The organism is Bdellovibrionales bacterium (genome assembly GCA_041662785.1).
Classification (GTDB): Bacteria; Pseudomonadota; Alphaproteobacteria; order UBA9219; family UBA9219; genus UBA8914.
This window is the reverse complement of sequence record JBAZRW010000010.1, coordinates 20,049-44,694: the sequence shown is the minus strand read 5'-3', so window position 1 is coordinate 44,694 and position 24,646 is coordinate 20,049. Positions and strand designations below refer to the sequence as shown.

Sequence of the window (24,646 nt, the reverse complement as noted above, 5' to 3'; positions counted from 1 at the left end):
TCCTTCGCTCACTGGAAAAACAAGGTCAAAATACATCGAGGATTGAAGAAGGATCGGCGGAGAAAAATGATCAGCTTTTTGCTCTCAAAATCGTGAATCTACCCACACCTTTTGATCATTATGCCATATAAAAGGATAAGGCACACGTGCCTAAAATGAACCGTCATTCCTTCGATCCTTTCTCTTCGGCTTCGCAGAAGACGAAAGAAAGTTTAGTCCGGAATGACGGCGAGGGTAATGCAAAACCTCGTTATCAATTTATGGTGGATTAGCTATATCATGAAATGTCTTGTTTACGGCCTTTGAACCACAATCGTTTGGGCAACAATATCGTGCAAAGCTTGCTTCTTCTTTGTAAAAAGAGGCATCAAATAAAACGGCGCAAGCATTAGTCCAAGTGTCATATCCATCGACAAGGCCACGCTCAGGACATTGATTCCCGCATTACGCAACGCCGCCGCGCCATAGCCAATCCGTTGTCCCTGCACGTCCGTCACGCGCAGGCCGCAATATCTTTTACCCCAAGTCGCCCCCGCGCATCCGCCTTCCATCACGGTTCCATAGGCAACGCCCAAAACAAACTGAAAAATCATAAAGAACAATACCGCCGCCGTGATCGAAACAGCCAAAACATCAAAGGAGCCGCTTTGCATCGACAAGGTGGTAGGTTGACGGGTTAGCGCGCCCGACAATTGATCCCACAGCCCTCCCCCGAACGGGAGCAAAAGAACAAGTGCAACGCCCTGAATAATGGATTGGTCTATCAGATAGGCATAAAGCCGTTTGCCAAAACCAGCATAAAGGGGTGCATCGGCTATAACTGTCTCCATCTTCAGGATACCTTAATAACGACAGTGTTTGCGATCAGATCGTGAAGGGCCTGTCTCTTGGACGTAAAAAACGCCAGAAAGAATCCCAGCATCATAGGAATCATGGAGATGATTTTTACGGCATAACGTAGCGTGGCCAAAGAAAACGTAAGCCGCCGCCCGTTTTCATCAACGACCCGAAGCCCCATAATCCTTTTGCCAATCGTCGCACCTCTCGCCGAGCTTTCCTGCACCGCAAAATAAAGCCATGCGGCCACAACGCTCGTTGCGACAAAGGAAAGCCCTACACCACCAAAGAAAAACAGGGGCATTGGCATAATAAGAAAAGTTCCAATCGACGCCACCAGCCCTAGCGGAATAAAAATGATAAAAAAAACGACCTTAATAATGAGCATGTCAATTACCAGCGCCACGAAGCGTGCCAAGAGGCTGCCTAGATTTCCCTCTATCACGGGAACGTCCTGTGGCTCTGTCGGCGGGATGATCGTTTGGGTCGTCGCCATGTGCAGCTCCTTTTCGTTACGCGCCTATTCTGTCACCCTTGAGGGGAAAAAGAAACAGGCCCAATAAGGCAATCGCGCTAAAACTTGCCCCCATAAGAAAGGTGGCCTCTGGCCCTCCCCTTTCCCAAAGAAGACCCGCAAGAGCGCTGGCCACCAGCAGCAACACGCCGCTTATAAGATTAAAGAGGCCAAAGGCGGTTCCACGCCTCTCTTCGGGCGTTGTGTCGGCGATAAGGGCGGCGAGAAGGCCTTGAGAAAACCCCATATGCAAGCCCCATAGGCCAACGCCTATCATCACGCCCCAGACGTTACCAGCATAAGCCAGAACAAGGTCGGCCAAGATAAGGAGGCCCGTTCCGATAATCAGAATAAACCGACGCTCTATGCGATCGGAAAGAATACCGACGGGATAGGCCGCCAGAGCGTAAACAACACTCATCACCACCATGACCAGCGGAACCCATGCCATAGGCAGCCCGATGCTTTGCGCACGCAAGATAAGGAAAGCCTCGCTAAAACGCGCCAAAGTCAAAATGCCGCCAACAGCGACCACCCACCAGAAGGAAGGGCTTTGGGAAAGGGTACGGTCATGAACGCTCGTTTCTTTCAAACCATAAAGAGAAGGAACAGATTGCTAAGGTTAACAAGTCCATATAGTTGGGGATAGCCCCTCATTCATGTCAGAAAAATTGACGGGTGGAGAATCTTGCCATACTAGCGCGTTGACAGATAGAATTTTCTATGTCACAGGACTACGCCTTCGAAATAATCTATTTTTCGGCCCAAAAATTCAGAGCAGGGAGACTAAACGTGGCGAAAGCAGAGTGGGGTTTAAAACGGATTTGTCCGCATTGCGGCACGCGCTATTACGATATGAAAAAGAATCCGCCCGTATGTCCAAGCTGCGGGACGGTTTTTGATCCTGAAACGCTGACCAAATCACGGCGCAGCCGCGCTGCCGCCGAGGAAAAGGCGCGCAAGATCACCGCAGCACCCGAAGAAATTGATGATATCCCCGTGGCTTCGGATGAAGCTGATGATGTGGTCATTGAAGATATTGACGAACTAGGCGAAGACGAAGTCGATGTTGATGATGTCGTCGATGTCGCCACTGACGATGAATCCGACGCACGGTAAAACGCTTTTTTAAACCGGTAACCAGACTCGAGCGCGAAGCCCCCCCAAGGGGGCTTCTTCTAGCACGACGTCTCCGCCATGGGCCCGCGCAATATCCCGCGCAATGGTGAGGCCAAGGCCAACACCGCCCGTATCCTTATTTCGCGATTCATCAAGCCTCATAAAGGGCCTGAAAACTTCCTCACGCTTTTCACGTGGAATCCCCGCCCCATCATCGTCCACAAGAATATCGACGGCATGGTCACGCAGCGCCATCGTCACAACCACGTTCTTTCCATAACGAGCAGCGTTGCTAACCAGATTGCCAATGCAGCGCTTAATCGAGTGCGCCCGTAGCATCATGATACAGGGCGTATCAGCCTTAAGCGTGACGTGATCATTTTGCCGCTTCATGCCCTCGATGATGTCTTGGAGCAAGCTAACCAAATCGACCTGCGTAACAACTTCAGCCTCTTCCCCCCGCGCAAAAGCCAGATAAGCCTCTAGCATGTTTTCCATATCCGCAATGTCAGCCTGAAAACCCCGTGTTTGCGACGTCTCCTGCATCATAGCAAGCTGCAACTTCATGCGCGTCAGGGGCGTACGCAGATCATGTGATACCCCCGCCAGCATCGCCGTACGCTGGTTCATCGCGCGATGAATGCGATCACGCATCACCATAAGCGCCGCGCTGGCTTGCCGCACCTCGGTAGCACCCTCCACCTTAAACCATGGCACATCCTGTCCTTTGCCAATTGCCTCGGCGGCCTCAGCCAAGCGACGGACAGGGCGAATTTGACCCTGCATAAATAACAAGGCTATGCCGGAAAGGAGGATTGAGCTTCCAATCATCCAGCCTATAAACACCTCGGTCGTCGGCGTATAAATGCGGCGCTGCGGCACATAAAACGTGTAAAGACCCCTTGGAATCTCCACCTGTACAGCAACCATGTCAGGGGCGCGGCGCATATCGATCAGGTGCGGGTATCCTACGCGCTCATCCAACGCGAGCCGCAGCATCTCAGACAAAGGATTGGCATAGTGCTTCACGCGCTTGGACAAATGTTCTTTGGGCTGATAGGTGACCGACAAATCCATTTTCTTATTGGCAATGCGGATCAGGGCTCCCTTTTCCTCATCGTCCTTCATAAGGTCAAGCATCTCCACAACCATCGAGATATCCGCCGCCACGGCAATAGTCAGCCGATTGGTCGTGGTGTACCAATGACGATCAAAAAAGACGAAGGTGGCAACAATCAGCGCCAGCAAGGTCGGCATCACGATAATCAAAAGCGTTCTGCCAAACAGACTACTGGGAAGAAGCCGCTTGATCCAGCGCATGGAAAAGGGAAGCTTAAGGATGGCCATAGTGTCCCCTCTATCCGTTATCATCAGGCATCAAGCAATAGCCCTCGCCTCGCACCGTGATCAAATAACGCGGATTGCGCGTATCGCCCTCAATCTTGCGGCGAAGGCGCGTCACCTGCACATCGACCGTGCGATCATTCACGCTTTCTTTGCTAAGTTCACCAAGAAGCTCGCGACTTACGACAGCCCCCGGCTCAGCTGCCAGAACGCGCATCAGGCCTGCTTCCGTATCCGTCAAACGGATAACTTCATCTTGTGAACACAACTCGCCACGTTTGGCATCATAAAGCCATCGCCCCAAGCGAAGAGGCGGCCGCGCCACCTCCTCCTTTTGCGCACGGCGTAAGATCGCGTTAATGCGCAAAAGCAATTCACGCGGCTCAAACGGCTTGGTTAAATAATCATCGCAGCCTGTCTCAAAGCCTTCAATGCGTTCGCTGGCTTCCGCCCGCGCCGTCAAAAAAAGGATCGGAATGTCTTTGACATGGGGCTGTCCCTTTTTACGCAAGGAGCGCGCTAGATCAAGACCGCTTTCATCCGGCATCATGATGTCCAAAACCACCAGATCATACGCCAAAGAGGCAAAAATACCCCGCGCCTGCGCCGCGCCCGCCGCCGTACTCACGATAAAGCCATTCTTACTAAGAAACAGGCGCAACAACTCACGCAGCCGGTCATCATCATCAACGACCAGAATATGAGGCTTCGCAGCAGGGGAAATGGGCTTTTGTGTCATTTTTTCAAGATTAACACCCCACACGCTTGACAGCAAAGGGAAAATCCTTCTATCTACCGCCTCGGATTTAGTAAAGCTGTTACAGGCTTTTGGTTCAGTCGTTATAATAAAGCGTGGGTGCGTAGCTCAGCGGTAGAGCATTACCTTCACACGGTAGGGGTCACAGGTTCAATCCCTGTCGCACCCACCACGCTTTTACAAAGGCTTGGAGAATATTTAAAGAGCGTCGTAAATCTTTGTTGGGTGTTTCATTGGGTGTTACGTCAATCCCTCTGCATGGGGTACTCGCACACAGGGCGCGTCTACGATGTGCGCGTGCGTGATCGGTACGATCCATGCGAGAGCCGCGTGTGCTCAAGCGGCGCGTACTGGACGGGGTGGAAGCACTCCAGAGGCACAAGCCCCGAAGCGCTGTTCGGTGAAATGCTATTCTTTGTGTTTCAAAGCCCGATCTACGGGATCCGCGCCTTGGCCCGAACGCTGATAAAATATCAGGATAAGAATGGCCTGCGCACGATCAGGCAGATTATCGGACGTTGGGCGCCTAACGTCGAAAACGACACGGTAGCATATACCAAGGCTGTTTCGGACGAGACGGGGTTTGCGCCGGACGTCGTGCTGAACATGCACAAATACGAGCATCTTAATGCCGTTGTCACGGCCATCGTCCATTATGAAAACGGCAAGCAGCCGTACACGGGAGCGCAGGTTGACAAAGCCTTGGTTCTGGCAGGTGTGGAACCCGCACCCAAGAACTTGCAACACACGCGCACCGTAAAGGGCGGAAAGACCGCAACAGCGGCTACCGTTGGACTTTGGGCGCTAGAAGCCGCCAAAGATGCCCTTGATCCCGCCCGTGACGCCTTACAAACGCTTGTTCCGTACCTTGACGCGGCGAAGTGGTTGTTACTGGCGATCACGTTGATAGGCATCGGCGTGATGATTTGGGCGCGGATCGATGACAGCCGGAAGGGTCTGCGGTGATGTGGACGATTATCACTGGCTGGTTTTCCAGCAACATCATAAAAATCGCCGGCTGGGGTGTGATTGCTGCGTCTGTGGCCGCCGTTCTGCTCGGCGCAAAGCAATCAGGGCGCACCGCCGAACGCTTTGACCAACTCAAGAAAATAGTGGAGATCAAAGATGCCCAACTTCGCGCCACGCTGGATGCTCCTCGCACTCGCGCTGACCTCGTTAAGCGCCTGCGGGACGGCAATTTCTAACCCCGCCTGCGTTTGTCCACCGATCAAAGAATATAGCCGCGAGTTTCAGAAAAAGCTTGCAGCTGAAACTGAAACAGCACCAGAGGGAGCAGTGTTTCCTGAGGCATTGATGGAGTGTGAAACAATCCGTCTTCAGCTCAGAGAATGTGAATAAAGAATCTACCCTTATCTGCCGATGGAGGTATAGGAAAAAGCTGTTTTAGCCATTTCTTCCGGTTTATAAATATTACGCAAATCGACAAGAACAGGGGCAGCCATCACGCTTTTGGCGCGGTCGAAATCAAGGCTGCGGAACTCGTTCCATTCGGTAAGGATGACAGCCACACAAGCTCCCTTAAGGGCTCCATATGTGTCCTTCGCCCACGTCACGTTCGGCAGAAGTTTGCCTGCTTCTTCCATCGCGACGGGATCGAACGCTTGGACGGTTGCGCCTGCGGCTTGCAAAACAGGGATTACGTCTAGGGCAACAGAGTCACGCATGTCGTCCGTGTTTGGCTTGAATGATACGCCCAAAACGGCAACGATCTTGCCTTTTACGTCGCCGCCAGCCGCAGCGATTACTCGCTCGGACATATGAGCCTTGCGCTTGTTGTTGATATCGACAACAGTTTCCACGATCCGCACAGGCGAGCCAACTTGCTGCGCCGTTTTCACAAGCGCGAGCGTATCTTTGGGAAAGCATGAGCCGCCATAGCCAGGGCCTGCATGCAGAAACTTTTTGCCGATACGGCCATCAAGCCCAATGCCGCGTGCAACGTCTTGTACGTTCGCACCGACTTTTTCGCAAAGGTCAGCCATTTCATTGATAAAGGTAATCTTAGTCGCCAAGAAAGCATTGCCAGCATATTTTGTCAGCTCGGAGGATTCCAGTGTCGTTTGGACGATAGGCGTTTCAAGCAGGTAAAGCGGGCGATAAAGCGCCTTCATGACGTCGGCAGCCTTCTCACTGTTCGTTCCAAAGACGACGCGGTCAGGGCGCATGAAATCGCCGATGGCAGAGCCTTCGCGCAGGAACTCTGGGTTTGAAGCGACACCAAAGCTGGATAATGGATTGACTTCACGAATGATCTTCTCCACCTCACGGCCTGTGCCGATGGGAACGGTGGATTTAGTCACAACAACAGTAAAATGGTCGGGCGTCAAATAGGCCGCGATATCACGCGCCGCTTGATACACATAAGACAGATCTGCATGACCATCCCCGCGTCGCGTTGGCGTGCCGACGGCGATAAAAACAGCATCTACTTCGGGGGCGCATTTAGCTAGCGCCGTTGAAAAATTAAGGCGGCCTGCGGCCACATTCTTTTTAACAAGATCATCAAGGCCAGGTTCATAAATGGGGATGATGCCATCGTGAAGGCGTTGGATTTTACCTTCATCTGGATCAACGCAGGTAACATTCACCCCAAACTCAGCGAAGCATGCGCCGGAAACCAAACCGACATAACCGGCACCAAGCATTATAACATTCATTTCTGTCTCCTAGCTTTCTAGATGTTCTGATTTCTTTGGACGTTAGACGCCATGATAATTTTTGTACCATTCAATAAAACGCGGGATGCCTTCGCGAATGGTCGTTGTCGGAGCATATCCGAAATCCTTTTTAGTTGCATCAATTTCTGCAAACGTTTCGTAAACATCGCCGGCTTGCATGGGAAGGAAGTCGTAAACCGCCTTTTTCCCCAAAGCCGTTTCAATCTCGCTGATATAGTCCATCAGTGTCTCCGTCTGCGAATTACCGATGTTGTAAAGACGCCACGGAACCGCATCCGGTTCAGCATGCATGGGATTGTTTAAAACCCCAACAATGCCAGAGATGATGTCATCAATATATGTGAAATCCCTGCGCAAGTTACCATTGTTGAAAACAGGAATGGGTTTGCCTGCAAGAATATTCGTCGTAAATAAATATGCTGCCATATCTGGGCGGCCCCATGGTCCGTAAACAGTAAAGAACCGAAGGCCCGTGCAAGGCATTTTATACAAATGCGCGTAGGTGTAGGCCATCAGCTCATCGCTACGCTTGGTTGCGGCATAAAACGAAACGGGTTTCTCCACTGGATCGTCGATGGAGAACGGCGTTTTCGTGTTACCGCCATAGACGGAAGACGAACTGGCGTAAACAAACTGCTCTAACTTAGGCAAGCGGCGTGCCAGCTCGGTCAGAACAACAAAACCCATCACGTTTGTTTCAACATAGGCGAACGGATTAATCAGCGAATAACGAACCCCCGGCTGGGCAGCAAGGTTTACCACATGCGTAACGTCATGGCACTTTTCTTCCAAACCAAGCATGGCTTCTTTATCGGTGATGTTCATTTGATAAAAAACAAACGCTTCTTTTCCAGAAGCCCGCACCAGTTCAAGCCGCGCTTTTTTTAGATTTACATCATAGTAATCATTGAGATTGTCGATCCCAATGACTTCATTGCCTGTCGCCAGAAGCCTCAGAGCTAAAGATGTGCCGATAAATCCTGCTACGCCTGTTATCAAAACTTTCATAATACACTTCCATTTACAGAATACTGTCTTAGCCCTCGCTAAGAATTAAGCGAATCCTTCAGAAGATAGCTACCCAAGGAGTCATCTCCTTTTAAGAAAGTGAGCGTTTGCTTCTTTGTTCGTAAAACTTATACCAGAGAACGGCAACAACTTATATCAGGCGTAATACCCAAGCAATCAAAGCTTAATAGAAACATCCACCTTCAAACTTTGTATTTAGTTGTCGAATAACAACAAACAACACAGCAATTAGACATAAGGTTGCAATCATCAAATTTGTTATATATTCTCCTTTTTGCCTCAAACAAATGTAAAAGCCAAATCTACTTAGTCTTTTAAGATTAGTTGGTAAAGGTGCAATTATTAAGCTGTTAATTATGAAACAGGCTGTTATGATTATCATTAATACGGAATGTTGTTGTTTATCATAGTGTTGGGGGCCTAGAAAGAAGGGGCATGTTGTGCATGTGGTGACGACATCTGTTACTGACAAACTAAAAATTGCTAGCGGCGAATGTCGCAGCAAAGACTTGGCACGTTTAGGCTGCAGATCATCAAAGGCTTGTAAACACATTCTTGAATGCTCTATAGTCCAACCAAGTTAAGATAAGCCCTTTTTAGAGAGCAAGAACAAGCTTATGACCAACCCTACACGCCTCGACGATCACAACCTCACCACATGCTTGCCACCAGATATAGCTTTATTCACGGCAACACTTGGGGGCGGCGGCGCTGAACGCATACTGATAAATCTTGCGACGTTTTTTGCATCGAATGGCTGGCGCGTTGATCTTGTTGTTTGCAAGTTCGTCGGCGAACTTAAAGATCAGGTTCCCCCAACAGTTAGAATTGTAAGCCTCGATCAGAAACGTGTTGTTTTTTCGCTTCCCGATTACCTACGCTACCTTAAGATCGCTAAACCGCCAATAGTCCTTAGTTCAATAGAAAGGCCGAGTATTATTGCTGGCTTTGGCAAATGGCTCAGCAAGCATCAGCACAAATTATTCATTCGCATGGAAGGCACGTTGATCACATCAGAGCCTCTGTGGAAACAGTTCTATCGGCTGCCTTGGCTCACCCTTCTTGCTTTTAGCTATCCTAAAGCAGACGGTATATTTGCCATTTCAAAGGGCATTGCACAACAATTGATGTGCGTTCCAACGCTTAAAAAAACGCCCATACATCTTATATATAATCCTCTCATTCAGCCTGATTTCTCTTCAAGAATAAAGGAAGAGCCTGTCTATCCATCCTGTATTGATACGACTCTGCCTACCCTTATAGCTGTTGGACGATTGCACCAGCAAAAAGATTATCCAACGCTTCTAAAAGCCTTTGCGCTTGTCAGAAAAAAGAGTCCCAGCCAACTCCTTATCCTTGGCGTTGGTCCGCTTAAGAACAAGCTTAAACAACTTGCGGCATCCTTGGGTGTTGCCAAAGATACCCATTTTCTTGGGTTTGTCACAAATCCATTGAGTTATATTCATCGTGCGAATGTTTTTGTCTTATCCTCTGCATGGGAAGGGCTCCCTGGTGTTCTTATCGAGGCCCTTACAACAGGCACACCCGTTATCAGCACAGATTGCAGAACAGGGCCTTCGGATGTTCTTGAAAATGGACGGTTTGGCAAACTCGTTCCAGTAGGCGACGAGGTGGCTTTGGCAAATGGCATTATTGAAATTCTTCAACGACCCAAACCGCCAATGAGTGCGGAGCTGCTGCATCATTTAAATCAATTCAAAGTTGATGCCGTCGCGCAGAAATATCGGCAAATTCTTAATTTGCCGATAAAGTAAGCGCTGCTTTATTTCTTTATTTTCCAAGGCTCGCCGAATTTCTCATCCCAAATTTCAGGGACGAAGGGGCCACGTCCAGCCCCCGGATAGAAAGTAACCTCACCGAATAACACACCCTTTGGGGTCGAGTATAAATCCACGCGCGCAAAATCGAATTGTTTTCCAATTTTTTCTGCGATAAGAACCATTTCTTTCAAATTTGCTGGAGCTGGCATGGGGGTGTCTGTGTTCGGATAGTGCTGATACGTTGTCGGGATAAATTCCCAATCCCGTGAATAAAAATTCCGCTTGTGCTCTGTAAAACGACCATAATCAACCTGAACAAAGGAAGCGTGTCCGTCATATACAAAGAATTTATAATCCTCTGGAACTTCGTTATTCGGCATCTCAATCATGCACTCAATCAACACCCGATGAGGAATGTCCCTGTAACCCCACTCTCGGCTTTCACAGCCATGAGAAAAACGAAGTTGCTTATTTAGATCGTCAACGATTTTTTCTTTATTAATATCCTTGTCTGCGCGAATAAATATGTTTCCTTCGCTGCTGTGGCTAACCTTAATGACATAGGGAGGTTTGAGGGTATCAAAGGGAATCTCTTCGGGTGTTTCCCCCGTCCATAAAGTTTCGATCACATATTCTTTGCCAATGATTTTTTCAATCTCGTCCTTTACCGTAATTTTATCTGCAAAGAGAGGAAACCTAGTATCACGCTGATAGAGTTTTCGCCACGAAATCTTTTCATTAAGTGTCTTCGGGTTTTTCAAGTTAGGAAATTTCTTGAACGCCATAAAATAAATGAGATTAACTGCCCCATATTCCGGAAGTAGGTTCATGCAGAACCAATAAATGTTTCTAACCATTTTCCTTATCATGACGGAACCCCTTTCACCATTTTGTAGGCCCCCTATCTATCAGAGACTTCCTAGATCATCAATATAGAAAGGATTTAGGTTCAAAGCGCGGTCTTTTCTTCAATGAAACAGAAACGGCTGCCTTGTAAAAAGGTTGTAAATAAGGGACAAGTGCCTTACAACCCCTCTATAAAGTAGTCTTTAAGGGGTATCCCGATAAAAGCGGGTCTTTTTTGGAAAGAAACCTGATGGCTGTTGCGCATGTGCCATGTAATCATACATTATTGCACTCTCTTACAATCATGAAGATGAGGGGGGCATCCCTTGTCGCCAAATTTCTTCTAACGATGTTTATTGCGCGTTTTCTCGACCTAAAGGCCTTGGGCGTTTATGGTCTGGTTGTCGGTGTTAGCGCGATCATTCCTGTCGTGATGGGGTTTGGCATCATTAATAACTTTGCGCGGACGGCTGTAACGCAATCCCTGGAAAGCGTTGCCGATACAGTGATTGTTTATATGCGCTGCTTTACCTTTCTTTATTGTATTTTGGGCCTTCCGACTATTGTTGGGGTGGCTCTTACGGATCACACGGCCTTATTCTTCGCGCTTTCAATTGTTTTGATTACCTTTCTTGAACACGCGAATAACGATATTTTTGTTCTTCTGAATAGCCTTAGCCGCCCGATTGTTGCCAACCTTTCCCTTTTTATTCGATCCGGTTTGTGGATCTATATCTACATGCCCTTGGCTCTGGTCTTTCCCGCTTTGCGCGACATCAACATACTGCTTTTCTTTTGGGTTGGAGGAGGCATAGTGGCTTTAGCTTTTTTTGCCTATGTCACAAGAACGTGGCCATGGAGAAAAAGAAGTTTTCAATCCTCGTCTAAGACGTGGTTGAAAAAGCAACTTTATCAAGCAAAATTCCTGTACCTTAATGATATAGCCAATACAGCAAGCCAGTTTTTGGATCGGTACATTATTTCAGTTTTCTTGGGGTTAGAACTAACGGGCGTCTATGTTCTTTATTGGTCAATCGGCAACGCTCTTGGAAATCTTGTTAGGACGGGAACGATAACCCTTTATCGCCCGAGCTTGATTAGCGCCTTTACCAAGGACCTTGCGCTGTATTGGTGTACGTTCAGAAAATGCGTCAAACAAACACTTTTGATTTCTGTGGCACTTTCGTTTGCCGCCTATTGGGCGCTTTCTTTCCTTTTGCCGCACCTAAAACAACCCCTTGCCGAACGCTATTTTTCAGTTTACCCCATTATCTTGGCAGGCTTTGTTGGGCGTATGCTTTACGAGGTTCTGGGGGTTAGTTTTTACAGCCAAAACAAAGATATAAAAACGCTTGTCACAGGTCTTTATGTGTTGGTGGCTTCTGCGGTTCTTCCTATGCTTTTGATTCCTTCGTGGGATCTTATGGGGGCTGCTTGGGCGGTTCTTCTAACGGTTGGCATCGGCAGCGTCGTTCGATACGTCTATCTAAAAAAAGGGGGTAGATAAAGCATGAGGCAAATTCGAAACCAAGGCTCAACGACTTTTTTCTACATTGTAACTTTTGTTGCAATAATACTGGCGCTTACAACTTTTATCATATTTGACACAAACAGCGGCGAACTGATGTATTCCACGTCGCTGCTAACGGTCTTATACGCTGGATGTCTCTTTCTTTTCTGGCGAAGAATTGCTGGTTCATCGTTTGATCCTTTTACCCTTTTTCTTCTTTCCATGCTCCTCTTTTTGTGTGGGCATCAGATCCTTTACCTGCTAGGCCTTGCCGATGTCATCGGCGGAATTTTGTACTCCATCGTTTCGCCTGAAACGACGAATATGGCCCTCTTGCAAATTTTTGCTGCTTTCGTTTGTTTTGGAATTGGCGGAGGACTTAAGTTTAAAACCGCTTATTCTTTACGTTCGCCAAAAGAAGAAAGAGACATGCTCCGCGACGAAGCAATTCTCCGCAAAGTAGGGTGGGCAATTATTGTATTTTCTTTAATTCCTGTAACATTAAACGTCTATCATAATATCGGGCGCGTTATGGCCGGGGGCTATGGAGCCTATATGTATAGGGGCGGCAGCTTTGACGCAACGACCTCTCTAATGCGGAACTGGGGGATGTTTTTTCTTCCAGGATGCCTTCTGCTTCTTTCAGGTTGTCGAAAGAATAAGAGGCAAGCCTTCTTTGCTGCTGCGATGATTTGTTATTATTCCTTGCCTTTCTTTTTTCTTGGAGAACGATCCAGAGCCATTATGCCATTATTGGCAAGCGCATGGGTCTGGCACAAAACGATCAAACCTCTCCCTAAGAGCCTGCTCATTTTTTCTGGAATTTTTCTCCTCTTTTTTGTCTTCCCGATCATTCGCATAACGCGAATGAGTGCTGGTGCTGACCGCAGTGACCTATCGGTTTATCTTGCGGCTTTTTCCGGAGTGGACAATCCGATCGTTTCTATTCTTGATGAAATGGGCCAATCGGGCTTGCGAATTATCGCTTGGGTTTATGATCTTGTTCCCAACAAACATGATTTTGCTTATGGGGAAAGCTATTGGACTGCGCTTGGTGTGTTGGTACCACATTTTTCTGGAGCCGCAGAATACAACGCAAGCAGTCTTAGTCGATGGCTTGTCGCGATCATGGAGCCACAATGGGCTGTTCAAGGTGGAGGATACGGTTTTAGCTTTGTTGCTGAAGCCTATTATAATTATGGATGGCTTGGCATTTTTCTGATAAGTGGGCTTTTAGGGTATATTCTGGCCGCATTGTCTATAAAAACGCTCCTAACAGAAAATAGAATATCCGTTGCTTTTATGGGATGCTTAAGTTGCATCATTCTTTTTTATCCAAGGGCCGAAACAAGACATATTTTGCGAGAGATTGTTTGGTTCTGTTTCTTACCTTGTTCAATCGTTCTATGCTTCAAAAAACTATCGCTTGGTGGGCGTGAAAAACCAAAACGACAAGCCTTAATTGGATTACGAAACAAGGAGTCCCCCCGTGACTAAAATTGCTGTTCTTATGGCTGCTTATAATGCCGAGAAGACTCTTGTCGAGGCTGTTGAGAGTGTTTTGTTAAACCAAGCTCCTTTGCATTTATTTATTGTTGATGATGGAAGCGTGCGTCACGTCATCGACCTTTTGCCTGCTCGCGATAATCTTACGATTCTTAGGTTAGACAAAAACGTCGGCCTGCCTACGGCGTTGAACCATGGGCTTGACGTTATCCTAAAACAAAACTTTCCTTATATTGCGCGTGCCGATGCCGATGACATTTCTCTTCCGACGCGCTTTGAAAAACAGATGGCTTTCCTTGAAAACCATCCAGAGATAGACCTTGTCGGTTGTTGGATTCGGCTTTTCGATGAAGATACGCGTGAGACGATCATGAGCCTTAGCCCGCCGCCGACGTCGCAAGAAATAAAGAACCGGATGTATTCAAATAGCGCTCTTTATCATCCGACTTGGTTTATGCGCGCCGCTGTTTTTCGCGACGTTGGGTTTTACAACACATCTTATGAAACGGCTCAGGACTATGATTTCCTAAGACGTTTGATTAAAAAACACCAAGTTGCCAACATTCCTGAGTATTTGTTGGATTATTGCATCTCGCAAAAAGGCATCTCTTTTCAGAAAAGACGGCGGCAACTTACTGTGCGTCTTGAGGTGCAGTGGCGCATGTTTGAAATCGCCAATTGGCGTTGCTATGTGGGGATGGGCAAAACAATCTGTCTTATCGCCGTTCCCTTTTCGTTAGTGAACCGGGTGAAGAAGCTGGTTTATGGCAGAAAAATCTCTCAAGGCGGAACTCCTTCTTAATTCACGGCATGGATCCATATATGAAACGCATAAGCTGTCTTCTTTTTGTTCTCGTTATGTGTTCGGCGCAAAGTGCGCATGCAGCACCAGCGCCTTCATCGTTTGCTGATGCCCCTTGTGGAGGTGAGGTGCGCGTTGCCCCTAGGCTCGCGGTGACGATTGCCGAAAATACGTTTGATATCACGCCCAGCCAAGCCCTTTTTCATTATCAAGGGAAAGAAAGTTCTTTAACGTATGCTTGGAAAAAACCGGATTCTATTTCAGACGGGTTGGGTCGACTCAGCCTCTCCGGCAAGAAAGGTGAGGCCATCCCCGTTTCTCTTGAATGGAAATGGGGCGCGTTTAAGGAACGGCTGGTTCCGGTTAAAAGCATGTGGATGCACAAAGGGTCATGCGCTGTTTTATCCTTAGACTACACCCTTCATGATACACCGCTGAACCTTCAGATATTCGCATGGATGCAGGGGAAATCGCTTATCGTTGATCTTCATGCAACAGAGCCTTTGCTTGCGGCTCTTGATGTTGGAGACTGGGGGGGCTTGGCAACACGAAAGATTCAGGTTCCCTATAATCCTTTCGAGGTTTCCTATTTCTCGCGACAAGATTTATTCGCGTCGGGCTACTATGATTGGACATTCAGTCACGCTAGCGGACAAGATAAACGTAAGGCTCTTTATGACCCCCTGACAAGCGGGCAGAGGAATAAATTGAATGAACGGTTTATTATCACGGTGAGCGAGCACATCAATGAGACTTTCCCTCGCGCACCCAATGAGCCTTCACCCTATCGCAATGTTGTGGCGGGACGCCCTGTTTTAGATGTCTGGACGCGCCCCTTCAATGTATTTGCTGACCAACTTAAAATGTTGGCGTCCTATGGATTGCGCAATGGCATTGTCCTTATTCATGTTTGGCAAAACAAAGGCTTTGATATAGGGCTTCCTGTACACGCTCCTGCAAGCGACCGTCTTGGCGGTGATAAGGGGCTGAAGGACGTTTTGGCCGTAGGAAAAGCAATGGGGCATGAGATGGTGCTTCATCAAAACTTTATGATGGTTCATGATGACAGCCCTCTCTTCCATGAAAGCTTTTTATCAAAATCTTCCACAGGGGAGCGCATCAAGGCATTTACCAATGATGCTGGCGTTTGGGCGTATAGCGTTCGCCCTGATGCCCTTATTAAAAACGCCTTGATGCAGGCGCCAGAAATTCACAAGCGCTATAGAACAACAGCCTCATTCATCGATGTTATTCCAAGCCGGTTGCCTTGGGTTGATGTTGACATGAACGCAGAAACAGACGGTGCTGGAAAATATACCACCTATAACGAAGCCAGAATAGAACTGTTGACCTACTTAAGAAACACGCACAAAGGCCCCGTTTTTGGTGAAGGCGGATGGGGACACTTTTTCTGGTCGGGGAGTGCCGATGGTGTTACGGGGCAAACTTATTGGACGAACAAAGGGGCAGGTCCTATTTTGCCTTTGATTGTTGATTTCAATTTAAGAGAAATTCATCCCCTGCAAGTTAATCACGGCATGGGGTATTTTGAGAGATGGGGTCTAAAGCGCGAAGATGTATTCAATCCCCTTTTGACGGATGCCTATCGAATGCAAGAAATTGTTTTCGGCCATGCGCCTTTTTTAAGCACTAAGGCGTGGTCTGTCCCCGCCTATGCCCTAACTGAGTTCGAACTTATTGGACCCGTTGCGCAGAGAACAAATCTCGCTGAAGTGAAATCCATCCTTTACGATGTCGATGGCAAATGGGTTGGCCTCGATGAGGCTTCTCGCGTCGGCAATTGGACGCGCGTTCAGATAATATATAACAACGGTGTCAAAATTGTTGGCAATAGTGCCAAAGCTCCCTTTTCTTACGATGCTTTGGTTCTTCCCCAGTATGGGTGGATGGCAGAAGGGAAGGACTTGCGAGCCTATACAGCCATTCGTGACGGACTTATCGTGGATTATGCGGAAACGAGAAATTCGCTTTTTGCCAACGCACGTGATCCTGCCGATTATCCTAAGGACAAGCTGGATCTGATCTCCTCGAACATCCTTTTCACAGCTCCGATGCGCGTGAACCAATCAAGTCGCGTCGTTGATTTCGGAACGATTAAAACGAACGGAACAGTAGCGCTTCATCGTGAAGAAAATGGAATTTGGGTGTTAAGGCCGCTAAATCGTGAGCGAGATTTTGAAGTCGCCATCAACAACAAGCATATTCCTATGCCTGATGTTGTACATGAAGAGAGCCTTGCAGGGCCCAAAATTTCACCGATTCAGGACGGAGCCTTTTGGCGGCTGCCTTTAAGGGGGGCTACAGCTTATTATTGGTAAGCGCAACTGCAAAACCGTCGCAACAATTCTTCATCTAGAGCATTTTCCGAGTAGGTTGGCCTAGATAGGGGATTCCCAAATCAGTTGGAATGTGATTCATACTGTGTACTGGGTCGGAGGCCAGTATGAATGGGAAAACCCTTACCACTTGAGACGAGACGAGCCATTGTACGCATGGTTCAGGCCACAAAATGCTCACAAGCTGAAATTGCACGAATATTCAAAGTTGGGGAACGTAGCGTCCGACGGTATCTTTTGATGTTTCGACAAGGAGGCGATGTTGACAGCCACGCTAAGTTTGGCGGACACATGCGGCCCATTCTTGAAAAGCATGGGTCGGAGGTGGAGGCTCTTATCCACGGAACACCGGACGCGACGCTGAAAGAAATAAAGGAAGTTTTATCTTCCCGTAAGGTTGCCGTTGGAACGACGACGCTTTTCCGCTTTCTCAAAAGGCTTGGCTACAGCAATAAAAAAAACGGTATTTGGAGCCGAGCAGAAACGGAAGGATGTGGCAGAAGCCCGAGATGCGTTCAAAAAGCTTCAAGAAAGTCTTGATCCGAAGCGTCTTGTTTTTCTCGACGAAACATGGGCAAAAACCAACATGACGCCTTTGCGAGGTTGGGCGCCGAAAGGCGAACGCCTTGTCGATTATGCGCCTCATGGCCATTGGAAAACGACGACCTTCATCGCAGCCTTGCGTCATGACGAAATCACCGCGCCTTATGTCTTTGACGGCCCGATCAATGGAACAAGCTTCTTGGCTTGGGTGGAACAAAGCCTCGTCAAAACACTCAAAGCAGGCGACATCGTTGTGATGGACAATCTCGGATCGCACAAAGTGGTGGGCGTGCGCGAAGCAATCGAAGCGGCGGGTGCAAACGTCCTTTTCTTGCCCCCTTACAGCCCTGACCTGAACCCCATCGAACAGGTCTTTTCTAAACTCAAAACCCTGCTCAGAAAAGCAGCGGCCAGAACCGTTGATGCTTTGTGGACAGTGATCGGCAAACTTTTGGACAGCTACTCTCCAACCGAATGCTCAAACTATCTTTCCAACTCAGGTTATGGCCAACCTACTTGAAAAATGCTCTAGTGCTTTATTTCTCCATATAAATGGATGATTGCCTGTGCCATGCGCGAGGCCGTAAAATGTTTCAGAAATCTGTCTCGCCCTTTTGCGCCCATTTCTTGAAGTTCTGATTTATCCACCTGACTTAAAATTCCCGCCAAAGCTTTCGAGTCCTCCGAAGGAAAGAGGAAGCCCGTTTCCTTATCCACAACAAGCTCAACAAGGCCCCCAACGCGAGTGGCAATGACGGCTTTTCCTAGGCGCATAGCTTCTGCGGCAACATAACCAAACCCCTCCCACCGCGATGGTACGACCACGACATCGCAGGACGCCATATGAGGCAGGATTGAGGGTGCATCCAACCAACCTAAAAATTCGGCATGAGGATAATCAGAAAAATTAACGGATAGCTCTTCTATAACGGCTCCCCCTATAACGCGCACAACAACTTTATGTTTCAAGAGCTGACTGGCGTTTAGCAAAACATCGATTCCTTTATCTCGGTCTAAACGCCCTACAAACAAAACCTTCAAGCGTGAGTAGTCCCACAATGTGGATTCATGTGCTGGAACATTAGAGCGCAGCCCATTGTGAACAGTCGTTATTTTTTCGGGTGGCAAACCCGCCCTTATCCCGCGCTGACGCTCATGTTCCGAAACAGCGACAAAGTGTGTCGTGAGTTTTTCTAAGCCTCGTTCAACCAAGGTATAAAAGTGGCGCAGATAGTTCGGCTGTTCCCGATCCATCGCCCAGCCGTGAGGACAATAAATAACTCTTGCCCTAAACAAGGGGCCCAAAAGGCGAGCGGCAACGCCAGCAAAGGTTGAGTGCGCGTGGACGATATCCGGGCGAAACCGAGCAAGGGTCAATATGTTGACCAAAACAAGAAAAACAACCCAAATGCACGGTTAGGGCGAAAGAAGAAAACAAGAGACGCGGGACCAATATCTGGAACTTCCGTGATATGCTCGCGAGGCATCAAGAGCCTCACTTGCATTTTATCCTTTCGCGCTAAAAGAAGGGGGATCAACTCATTAAGATAGGTGGCAGTGCCTCCCTTAACTGTTTCACAAATATGAAGAACCTTCATGGGTTTTTCCTCATCCTAACATCCTCAAAGACATGCAATGCTAAATAATTGACTTGTGCAATGACCACTGGTTTTATAGGCCAAGTTCTGAAAGACTGCAATTCAGACTCTGAATTAATGGTAGGATAAAAAAATGGTAAGATATCAGACAGTTAAAGCGGGCTTCCCTACTGCATGGCTCAAGACAGCATCATTTCTTGCTTTTGTTCTAAACTGCACTTTCCTCTTCATTTTACCTTTTGAGAGTCTTCTGAATCTCGGGGCCGCTTGGCAAGCTGATGAATATAGCCATGGTCCGCTGATCCCGCTCATTGCCCTTTTAATTGGCTGGCATCGCTTAACCGAAAGACAGCCCGACATTAAACCGTCATGGGTTGGTCTTCCTGTTCTTTTGTTCGGGATTACGTTGATCGCGATTTCTCACCTTTCTGCTTTCGAACCGCCCGCTCATTACGGATTTATTCTAACTTTGGTCGGGATCACTTTGGCCACTTTTGGCAAGAGTTTCACGTCCACGATTACCCCGTCTTTTATCTATCTTTTCTTCGCGATCCCTTTGCCTCGCTTGATTTATGTGGCGCTGTCGGCAGAAATGCAACTTTGGTCCTCAACACTTGGCGTCTTTATTTTGCAGCTTATGAATGTTTCAGTTTTTCAGGAGGGGAACATTATCGACTTGGGGGGGTATAAGCTTCAAGTTGTCGAAGCCTGCAGCGGACTTCGATACCTTTTCCCTCTTATGAGCTTTAGCTTTTTAATGGCGTTTCTCTACAACGACAAAATGTGGAAACGTATCGTTCTTTTTCTGTCCGCCATCCCCCTCACTATCGGAATGAATGCGCTGCGAATTGCACTTGTCGGGGTGACGGTAAATCAATGGGGAGCTTCCATGGCGGAAGGCGTGCTTCATGATTTTGAAGGCTGGGTTATTTTTTCTGTCTGCGTTGCCTTTCTCTTTGGTGAAATGAAACTATTAAATTTGCTCGGTAAGAAAGGCTCTAATGGCGAGTTCTTTCGTTACGACTATCTTGGTTTGGCACATGGTGCCCTTCTTGCCAAGGGAAAGATGACGCTAAGCACTCTTCCCCTCATAACGCTCTTCATAAGCGGTATTGCGGCATTCATTTTGGTGATAGGTACGCTGGACAACAGGCAGGAAATTATACCTCAACGGCCCTTGTTCCAATCTTTCCCTGCTCAAATTGAAGGGTGGGTTGGCACGAATGAGCCCATCGATTCCGCGACACTTTCCACACTCAAGCTCGATGACTATTTGTTAGCAAACTATCAACGCGACGCAGACAAGGTGTCAGTCAATCTGTACATGGCCTATTATAAGAGCCAACGGGTTGGCTCGTCTATCCATTCCCCCTCAAATTGCTTGCCAGGCGGCGGGTGGCGCATAGAAAAACGGAGCATTGAACCGATAGACCTTGGCGCACAAACAATACCTGTTTCTCGCCTTTTGATAAGGGAAGGACAACAGGCAATGCTCGTTTATTATTGGTTTGCCGGTCGCGGTCGTATCCTAAATGAGCAATATGAAGCAAAATGGTATCTGTTCGTCGACTCGATCATGAAACATCGCACAGATGGTGCTCTTGTCCGTTTGACAACAACGATTGCCCCACAGGAAACGGAACAAGACGCAGATCGAAGGATGCAAGCCTTTCTTTCTGAGTCCTATGCTCTGACTCAACCCTATGTGCCGTAACTGCCGCGAGTCCCGAGCCGACAGCCTCTTTCTGCCCGGACCGTCAGGTACTACATTACCAAAGACTCTATTTACGAGTAGTATATAAATGCGAGGGTAGGTCAGCTTCGATAAGCATAGGGCGGCGAGTTTATAGAAATCATTAAAAAACACGTATGTAGTTTTAAAGCAGCAATGCCGACTATATGGGCCCAATCAAGGAGCATTCAAAGATTCTATGCCAGCAATTTGTTTAAATTGCTCTAGAAGATCTGGATAATGATGTGCCATGTACTTGCTTATATTTCCATTTCTGATGAGGCGGGCTAACCACGTTTTAATTAGAGTCAGATTCAAAACATCCCCTCCGTAGGATTCTTCAATCAACTTAAACTCCCTTTGTAAACTTCCCATTTCGCGCCCCATTCGAAACATCTGTTCATCATCTAGTCCTGCAATCTTCTTCGGTTTGTCTGGCTCAGTTAATTGTTCTTTGGATGTAGCGGCAAGTAGTGCAAGCGCATACCCCATCCTTCAAAGCGTGAGCCAAGGCGGTCGCCATAGCCGCGCATATGGCGCATCGTGGCCATCCCCTTATCCAGTCCGCCCAGAACCGTAGTCATCGCGTTTTGAAAAGAGGCAAAGGTGTTTTCGCCCGCCGCGATGTACGTCCAGTTTTTCTCCTTTGTCGCATCGGGCAAGACGAGGCCGATGGCCGTGTCATGCACAATATGGCTTGCGGGAAGTTTTTTCAAAAGAGCGAGAAAGGTTTTCTCGGCCAGCGTTTCGCGCTCTGGCTTAAACAACTTTTTGGCGCTGAGCGTCTGGATAATATGCGGAAGCGCTTCCTCACACGACCAAAGAGGCCTTTGCAACGCCTCAGCGTTCTGGGCGCTGGCGCGTTCGCTTAGCTCGCTGAGATAGAGGAAGTTGATCAGCTGCGCGATTTCGTCCTGAAGCTTTTGATCAACGATGGCCAGATCATCGCGCTCTGGCTCGTCGCTATAATCGCCCATCATGATCATCGTCATGCGGTAGCCACCCGCCCGCATCTTCATCATGGATTGAAAGGCGCGGCGCGTGTCGGCAACGTCCAAATCCTCAATCGCTAGATTGCCCGCCTCTTGTAATAGCTCAAACTGCCTCACCGCTGCCCAAGCGAGCGGCGTTTCCTTTTCTGGCGAATAGCCATCGGAGAACCAGACATCCGTCGTCGCGCCCTTACCAATACGTTGAAGGTGCGAGAATCCGACATGGATCCGGCGACCCGCCGATGGAAGAGCAAGAGAGGACATGGGAAAAAAGGTTGGACACGATCGCGTCCGCAACGCGGCGACGTTCATTCAAGGACTACTCCCTTCGCTGGCATAACCCAGATCAGGTTCAATGGGTATCATCTCAGCCCTCAACCAAAGGGGCACCCCAGTAAGAGAGAGCCTAGAAAAGAAATTGTGTTTTGTCAAAGGGGGGGGGGCTTCTTGCTCATCCAACGTCAGCGCAGCCGCATAAACCTGCCCCAGAGCGATGGCGGTATCGCCCACCGGCAATTGTTTGGGCAGCAACGGCGTGAGGCCTGCGTCCGTCAAGCCCTGCACCACCAAACTTCGCAAAATCGCATTGAGGAAACACCCACCACATAAAGCAACCTCGCGCACACCTACCCGCGCGGCGGCACGCTTCGTCCAATCGACCAGCGCCGATGCCAAGGTTCCGTGGAACAGGCTGGCGGCATCCTCTATAGCCAAACCTTCCGCCTTGCTGTCCGCAAGACGCACCAGCAAAGGACGCATATCAAGGATCAGCCCCGCTGCCTCCACGCGCCAGCCCTCTTGATCGACCAGCGGAGCGCCCTGCCTTTGCGCGGCAAGGCTCTCTAACGTCATGGGGGCTTCACCTTCAAACGAGGCGACGGGCATCACGTCAAGCAGTCCGCAAGCCGCATCAAACAGACGCCCCGCACTGCTGGTCAAAGGCGCGTTGAGGCCGCGCTCCATCATCACGGCAAGCTGCGCTGCGCCAGCAAACGCACTGTAGCGCGAGGCAATCTCATCCCCGCGCCCCATAGCCCAAAGCGCCGCCGCGCCCATGCGCCAAGGCTGTCGTGCAGCAACATCGCCGCCCGCTTGGTGAAGCATGAGCAAATGACCAAGGCGCGTAAAACCATCGGGACGAACATGCAAAAGCTCGCCGCCCCATGCTTCATTATTTTCGCCAAGGCCAAAGCCATCCAACGTAAGCGCCAGAATGGGATGCGCGATTTCATGCTCAGCCATCACGGCAGCGGCGTGAGCATGGTGGTGCTGAACAGCGACCGTACGCAGACCGCTCTCAACAGCCCAGCGCGTGCAGGGGAAATCAGGGTGAAGATCATGGGCGACCACGATGGGGTTCTCATGCGCCAAGGCCAGCAGCCCTTGCGCCGTTGCCTCAAAGCGGTGGATCGCCTCCGCTGAATCCAGTGATCCGTTTTCACGGCTGATCCACGCCTCATTCCCCTGAATAAGACAGAGCGCGTTTTTCAAAAAAGCGCCCACGCCAAGGACAGGCGGCACGCGCTTTGCCAGAGGCACGACACAGTGGATGAGGGGAGCATCGGACATCAGGGGATAACCCAGTCAAAAGGAAGGCATGTTCTGTCCCAGTGTACCTTTAAACAAGAAATCGTCAAAGAAGGAGAAAGAGCAAACCCGCCCACTTAAAAATCACAAAAAAAACATGCATTTGCGTTTTTTTAAAAAAACTATTGCTTGAAGTTTTGGTTAATAAAGGGAAACATGGTTAACACAATCTTTGATACGAATTCAGCACAAACAAAGGGGCCTTCATATTTAACAATCTTCGCATATGGGTAAACGCCGCAGCGAGGAAGAACGACGGGCCATGATGCTCAAACTTGCCGACGATTTTGAGTCGAGTGTTCTTTCCGTCGTCCAAGGGGTCGCCGGAGCCGCCCAAGGTATGGAGAACAGCGCGCAGTCTCTAGCTTCTATGTCAGCACAAGCTGACTCTCAATCGACCGTTGTGGCAGCCGCCTCGGAAGAAGCCGCAGCTAATGTTCAGGCCGTCGCCTCCGCCACGGAAGAGCTTTCCTCCTCTGTTGAAGAAATCGGAAGACAGGTGACGGAATCCACAAAGGCAACGCAACAAGCCGTCACCGATGCCTCTTCAACGGGGGCCGTTATTAATGGACTTGAGGCCGCCGTCACGCGCATTAGTGAAGTGGTCAACCTTATCAATGATATTGCGGCGCAAACGAACTTACTCGCGCTCAATGCCACGATTGAAGCGGCTCGCGCTGGTGATGCAGGCAAAGGCTTTGCCGTTGTTGCAAATGAGGTTAAGTCCCTCGCCAACCAAACGGCGCGCGCTACCGACGAAATAGCGCAACAGATCGGAGCCGTTCAAACGGAAACGAAAAAAGCCGTCGATGCCATCCATCATGTTTCTGAATCCATTGAACACGTCAACGGCGTTGCCTCGGCCGTACAGGAGCAAAGCGCCGCGACGCAAGAAATCGCCCGCAACGTCGAACAGGCCGCGGTAGGAACCCAAGAAGTATCCTCCAACATATCGGGCATATCGACAGCCATCCGCAATGCAGGGGAAAATGCAAAAACGCTTTTGAGCGAGTCCCAAGGGCTAACGCGCAATGCCGCTGTCATGCGCGATACTGTGGCCGCCTTTGTCGAAAAGGTGCGAAAGGGATAAGGC

Annotated in this window: 24 protein-coding genes, 1 tRNA gene, 1 pseudogene and 1 riboswitch; of the genes and pseudogenes, 15 read left to right on the top strand and 11 right to left on the bottom strand. The window is 48.9% G+C overall.

All coding sequences use genetic code 11. The features are described from left to right. Positions 1-293: 293 nt before the first annotated feature. Genes WC612_07240 through WC612_07230 form a run of 3 tightly spaced genes read right to left on the bottom strand, consistent with a single transcriptional unit; the run spans position 294 to position 1,943 of the window. Positions 294-830: an RDD family protein gene (locus WC612_07240; GenBank protein MFA6280566.1), complete on the bottom strand. Its 537-nt coding sequence runs from the start codon at positions 828-830 to the stop codon at positions 294-296. A 2-nt stretch (positions 831-832) separates the two neighbouring features. Continuing rightward, positions 833-1,333 (bottom strand): RDD family protein, encoded by a 501-nt coding sequence (locus tag WC612_07235; GenBank protein ID MFA6280565.1) that lies wholly within the window; start codon positions 1,331-1,333, stop codon positions 833-835. A 16-nt stretch (positions 1,334-1,349) separates the two neighbouring features. Further along, positions 1,350-1,943 carry an MFS transporter gene (locus WC612_07230; protein ID MFA6280564.1) on the bottom strand — a complete coding sequence of 198 codons (594 nt, stop codon included), beginning with the start codon at positions 1,941-1,943 and terminating at the stop codon, positions 1,350-1,352. A gap of 200 nt (positions 1,944-2,143) precedes the next feature. Between WC612_07230 and WC612_07225 the strand changes: the two genes are divergently transcribed. Continuing rightward, positions 2,144-2,470: a TIGR02300 family protein gene (locus WC612_07225; GenBank protein ID MFA6280563.1), complete on the top strand. Its 327-nt coding sequence runs from the start codon at positions 2,144-2,146 to the stop codon at positions 2,468-2,470. Positions 2,471-2,479: 9 nt separating this feature from the next. Here the strand turns inward: WC612_07225 and WC612_07220 are convergent, their stop codons facing one another. Then, positions 2,480-3,817, bottom strand: a complete 1,338-nt coding sequence (locus tag WC612_07220) for an ATP-binding protein (protein MFA6280562.1) — start codon at positions 3,815-3,817, stop codon at positions 2,480-2,482. Positions 3,818-3,827: 10 nt separating this feature from the next. Then, a complete protein-coding gene (locus tag WC612_07215) occupies positions 3,828-4,553 on the bottom strand; it encodes a response regulator transcription factor (GenBank protein ID MFA6280561.1) in 726 nt (241 codons plus the stop codon). A gap of 115 nt (positions 4,554-4,668) precedes the next feature. On the opposite strand from WC612_07215, the gene WC612_07210 reads away from it, so the two are divergent. The 3 genes from WC612_07210 (at position 4,669) to WC612_07200 (ending at position 5,776) form a co-directional block, all read left to right on the top strand. Next, positions 4,669-4,743, top strand: a tRNA-Val gene (locus WC612_07210). A gap of 86 nt (positions 4,744-4,829) precedes the next feature. Then, positions 4,830-5,537 carry a structural protein P5 gene (locus WC612_07205; protein MFA6280560.1) on the top strand — a complete coding sequence of 236 codons (708 nt, stop codon included), beginning with the start codon at positions 4,830-4,832 and terminating at the stop codon, positions 5,535-5,537. Further along, positions 5,537-5,776, top strand: coding sequence for a hypothetical protein (locus tag WC612_07200; protein ID MFA6280559.1), 240 nt, complete (start codon positions 5,537-5,539; stop codon positions 5,774-5,776). Before WC612_07205 ends, WC612_07200 begins: the two co-directional genes overlap by 1 nt. Before the next feature lie 165 nt (positions 5,777-5,941). On the opposite strand, the gene WC612_07195 is transcribed toward WC612_07200, so the two are convergent. Both WC612_07195 and WC612_07190 read right to left on the bottom strand, forming a co-directional pair. Further along, on the bottom strand, positions 5,942-7,249 hold the full coding sequence (locus WC612_07195; GenBank protein MFA6280558.1) for a UDP-glucose/GDP-mannose dehydrogenase family protein: 1,308 nt from the start codon (positions 7,247-7,249) through the stop codon (positions 5,942-5,944). A gap of 42 nt (positions 7,250-7,291) precedes the next feature. Beyond that, positions 7,292-8,278 (bottom strand): NAD-dependent epimerase/dehydratase family protein, encoded by a 987-nt coding sequence (locus WC612_07190; GenBank protein ID MFA6280557.1) that lies wholly within the window; start codon positions 8,276-8,278, stop codon positions 7,292-7,294. Positions 8,279-8,916: 638 nt separating this feature from the next. Here WC612_07190 and WC612_07185 point away from each other — a divergent pair. Next, positions 8,917-10,074, top strand: a complete 1,158-nt coding sequence (locus WC612_07185; GenBank protein MFA6280556.1) for a glycosyltransferase — start codon at positions 8,917-8,919, stop codon at positions 10,072-10,074. An 8-nt stretch (positions 10,075-10,082) separates the two neighbouring features. On the opposite strand, the gene WC612_07180 is transcribed toward WC612_07185, so the two are convergent. Beyond that, positions 10,083-10,949, bottom strand: a complete 867-nt coding sequence (locus tag WC612_07180) for an ATP-grasp fold amidoligase family protein (GenBank protein ID MFA6280555.1) — start codon at positions 10,947-10,949, stop codon at positions 10,083-10,085. Between the two features lie 227 nt (positions 10,950-11,176). Between WC612_07180 and WC612_07175 the strand changes: the two genes are divergently transcribed. The 5 genes and pseudogenes from WC612_07175 to WC612_07155 all read left to right on the top strand — a co-directional run bounded on the left by WC612_07175 (position 11,177) and on the right by WC612_07155 (position 18,164). Next, positions 11,177-12,433: a hypothetical protein gene (locus tag WC612_07175; GenBank protein ID MFA6280554.1), complete on the top strand. Its 1,257-nt coding sequence runs from the start codon at positions 11,177-11,179 to the stop codon at positions 12,431-12,433. Positions 12,434-12,436: 3 nt separating this feature from the next. Then, on the top strand, positions 12,437-13,933 hold the full coding sequence (gene wzy, locus WC612_07170; GenBank protein MFA6280553.1) for an O-antigen polysaccharide polymerase Wzy: 1,497 nt from the start codon (positions 12,437-12,439) through the stop codon (positions 13,931-13,933). After that, positions 13,926-14,744 carry a glycosyltransferase gene (locus WC612_07165; protein ID MFA6280552.1) on the top strand — a complete coding sequence of 273 codons (819 nt, stop codon included), beginning with the start codon at positions 13,926-13,928 and terminating at the stop codon, positions 14,742-14,744. The genes wzy and WC612_07165 overlap by 8 nt, the downstream gene beginning before the upstream one ends. A 20-nt stretch (positions 14,745-14,764) precedes the next feature. Then, positions 14,765-17,083, top strand: coding sequence for a DUF5696 domain-containing protein (locus WC612_07160; GenBank protein MFA6280551.1), 2,319 nt, complete (start codon positions 14,765-14,767; stop codon positions 17,081-17,083). 466 nt (positions 17,084-17,549) lie between these two features. Further along, a pseudogene (locus WC612_07155) lies at positions 17,550-18,164 on the top strand (IS630 family transposase). 8 nt (positions 18,165-18,172) lie between these two features. Here the strand turns inward: WC612_07155 and WC612_07150 are convergent. Beyond that, positions 18,173-19,021 (bottom strand): glycosyltransferase, encoded by an 849-nt coding sequence (locus WC612_07150; protein MFA6280550.1) that lies wholly within the window; start codon positions 19,019-19,021, stop codon positions 18,173-18,175. Positions 19,022-19,375: 354 nt separating this feature from the next. On the opposite strand from WC612_07150, the gene xrtD reads away from it, so the two are divergent. After that, positions 19,376-20,956: a VPLPA-CTERM-specific exosortase XrtD gene (gene xrtD, locus WC612_07145; protein ID MFA6280549.1), complete on the top strand. Its 1,581-nt coding sequence runs from the start codon at positions 19,376-19,378 to the stop codon at positions 20,954-20,956. A 195-nt stretch (positions 20,957-21,151) separates the two neighbouring features. Here xrtD and WC612_07140 read toward each other — a convergent pair whose 3' ends face one another. After that, a complete protein-coding gene (locus WC612_07140) occupies positions 21,152-21,466 on the bottom strand; it encodes a plasmid partitioning protein RepB C-terminal domain-containing protein (GenBank protein MFA6280548.1) in 315 nt (104 codons plus the stop codon). Beyond that, positions 21,418-22,278, bottom strand: a complete 861-nt coding sequence (locus WC612_07135) for a hypothetical protein (GenBank protein ID MFA6280547.1) — start codon at positions 22,276-22,278, stop codon at positions 21,418-21,420. Before WC612_07135 ends, WC612_07140 begins: the two co-directional genes overlap by 49 nt. After that, a riboswitch (TPP riboswitch) is annotated at positions 22,273-22,370 on the bottom strand. It overlaps the preceding gene by 6 nt. Before the next feature lie 43 nt (positions 22,371-22,413). On the opposite strand from WC612_07135, the gene WC612_07130 reads away from it, so the two are divergent. The 4 genes from WC612_07130 (at position 22,414) to WC612_07115 (ending at position 24,643) form a co-directional block, all read left to right on the top strand. After that, positions 22,414-22,575, top strand: a complete 162-nt coding sequence (locus WC612_07130) for a hypothetical protein (GenBank protein ID MFA6280546.1) — start codon at positions 22,414-22,416, stop codon at positions 22,573-22,575. A gap of 72 nt (positions 22,576-22,647) precedes the next feature. Then, complete coding sequence (locus WC612_07125) at positions 22,648-22,812, top strand: hypothetical protein (protein ID MFA6280545.1); 165 nt, start codon at positions 22,648-22,650, stop codon at positions 22,810-22,812. Between the two features lie 264 nt (positions 22,813-23,076). Further along, positions 23,077-23,388, top strand: a complete 312-nt coding sequence (locus WC612_07120; GenBank protein ID MFA6280544.1) for a hypothetical protein — start codon at positions 23,077-23,079, stop codon at positions 23,386-23,388. Positions 23,389-23,815: 427 nt separating this feature from the next. Beyond that, entirely contained in the window at positions 23,816-24,643 is an 828-nt protein-coding gene (locus WC612_07115) for a methyl-accepting chemotaxis protein (protein ID MFA6280543.1), read from the top strand. Positions 24,644-24,646: the final 3 nt, after the last annotated feature.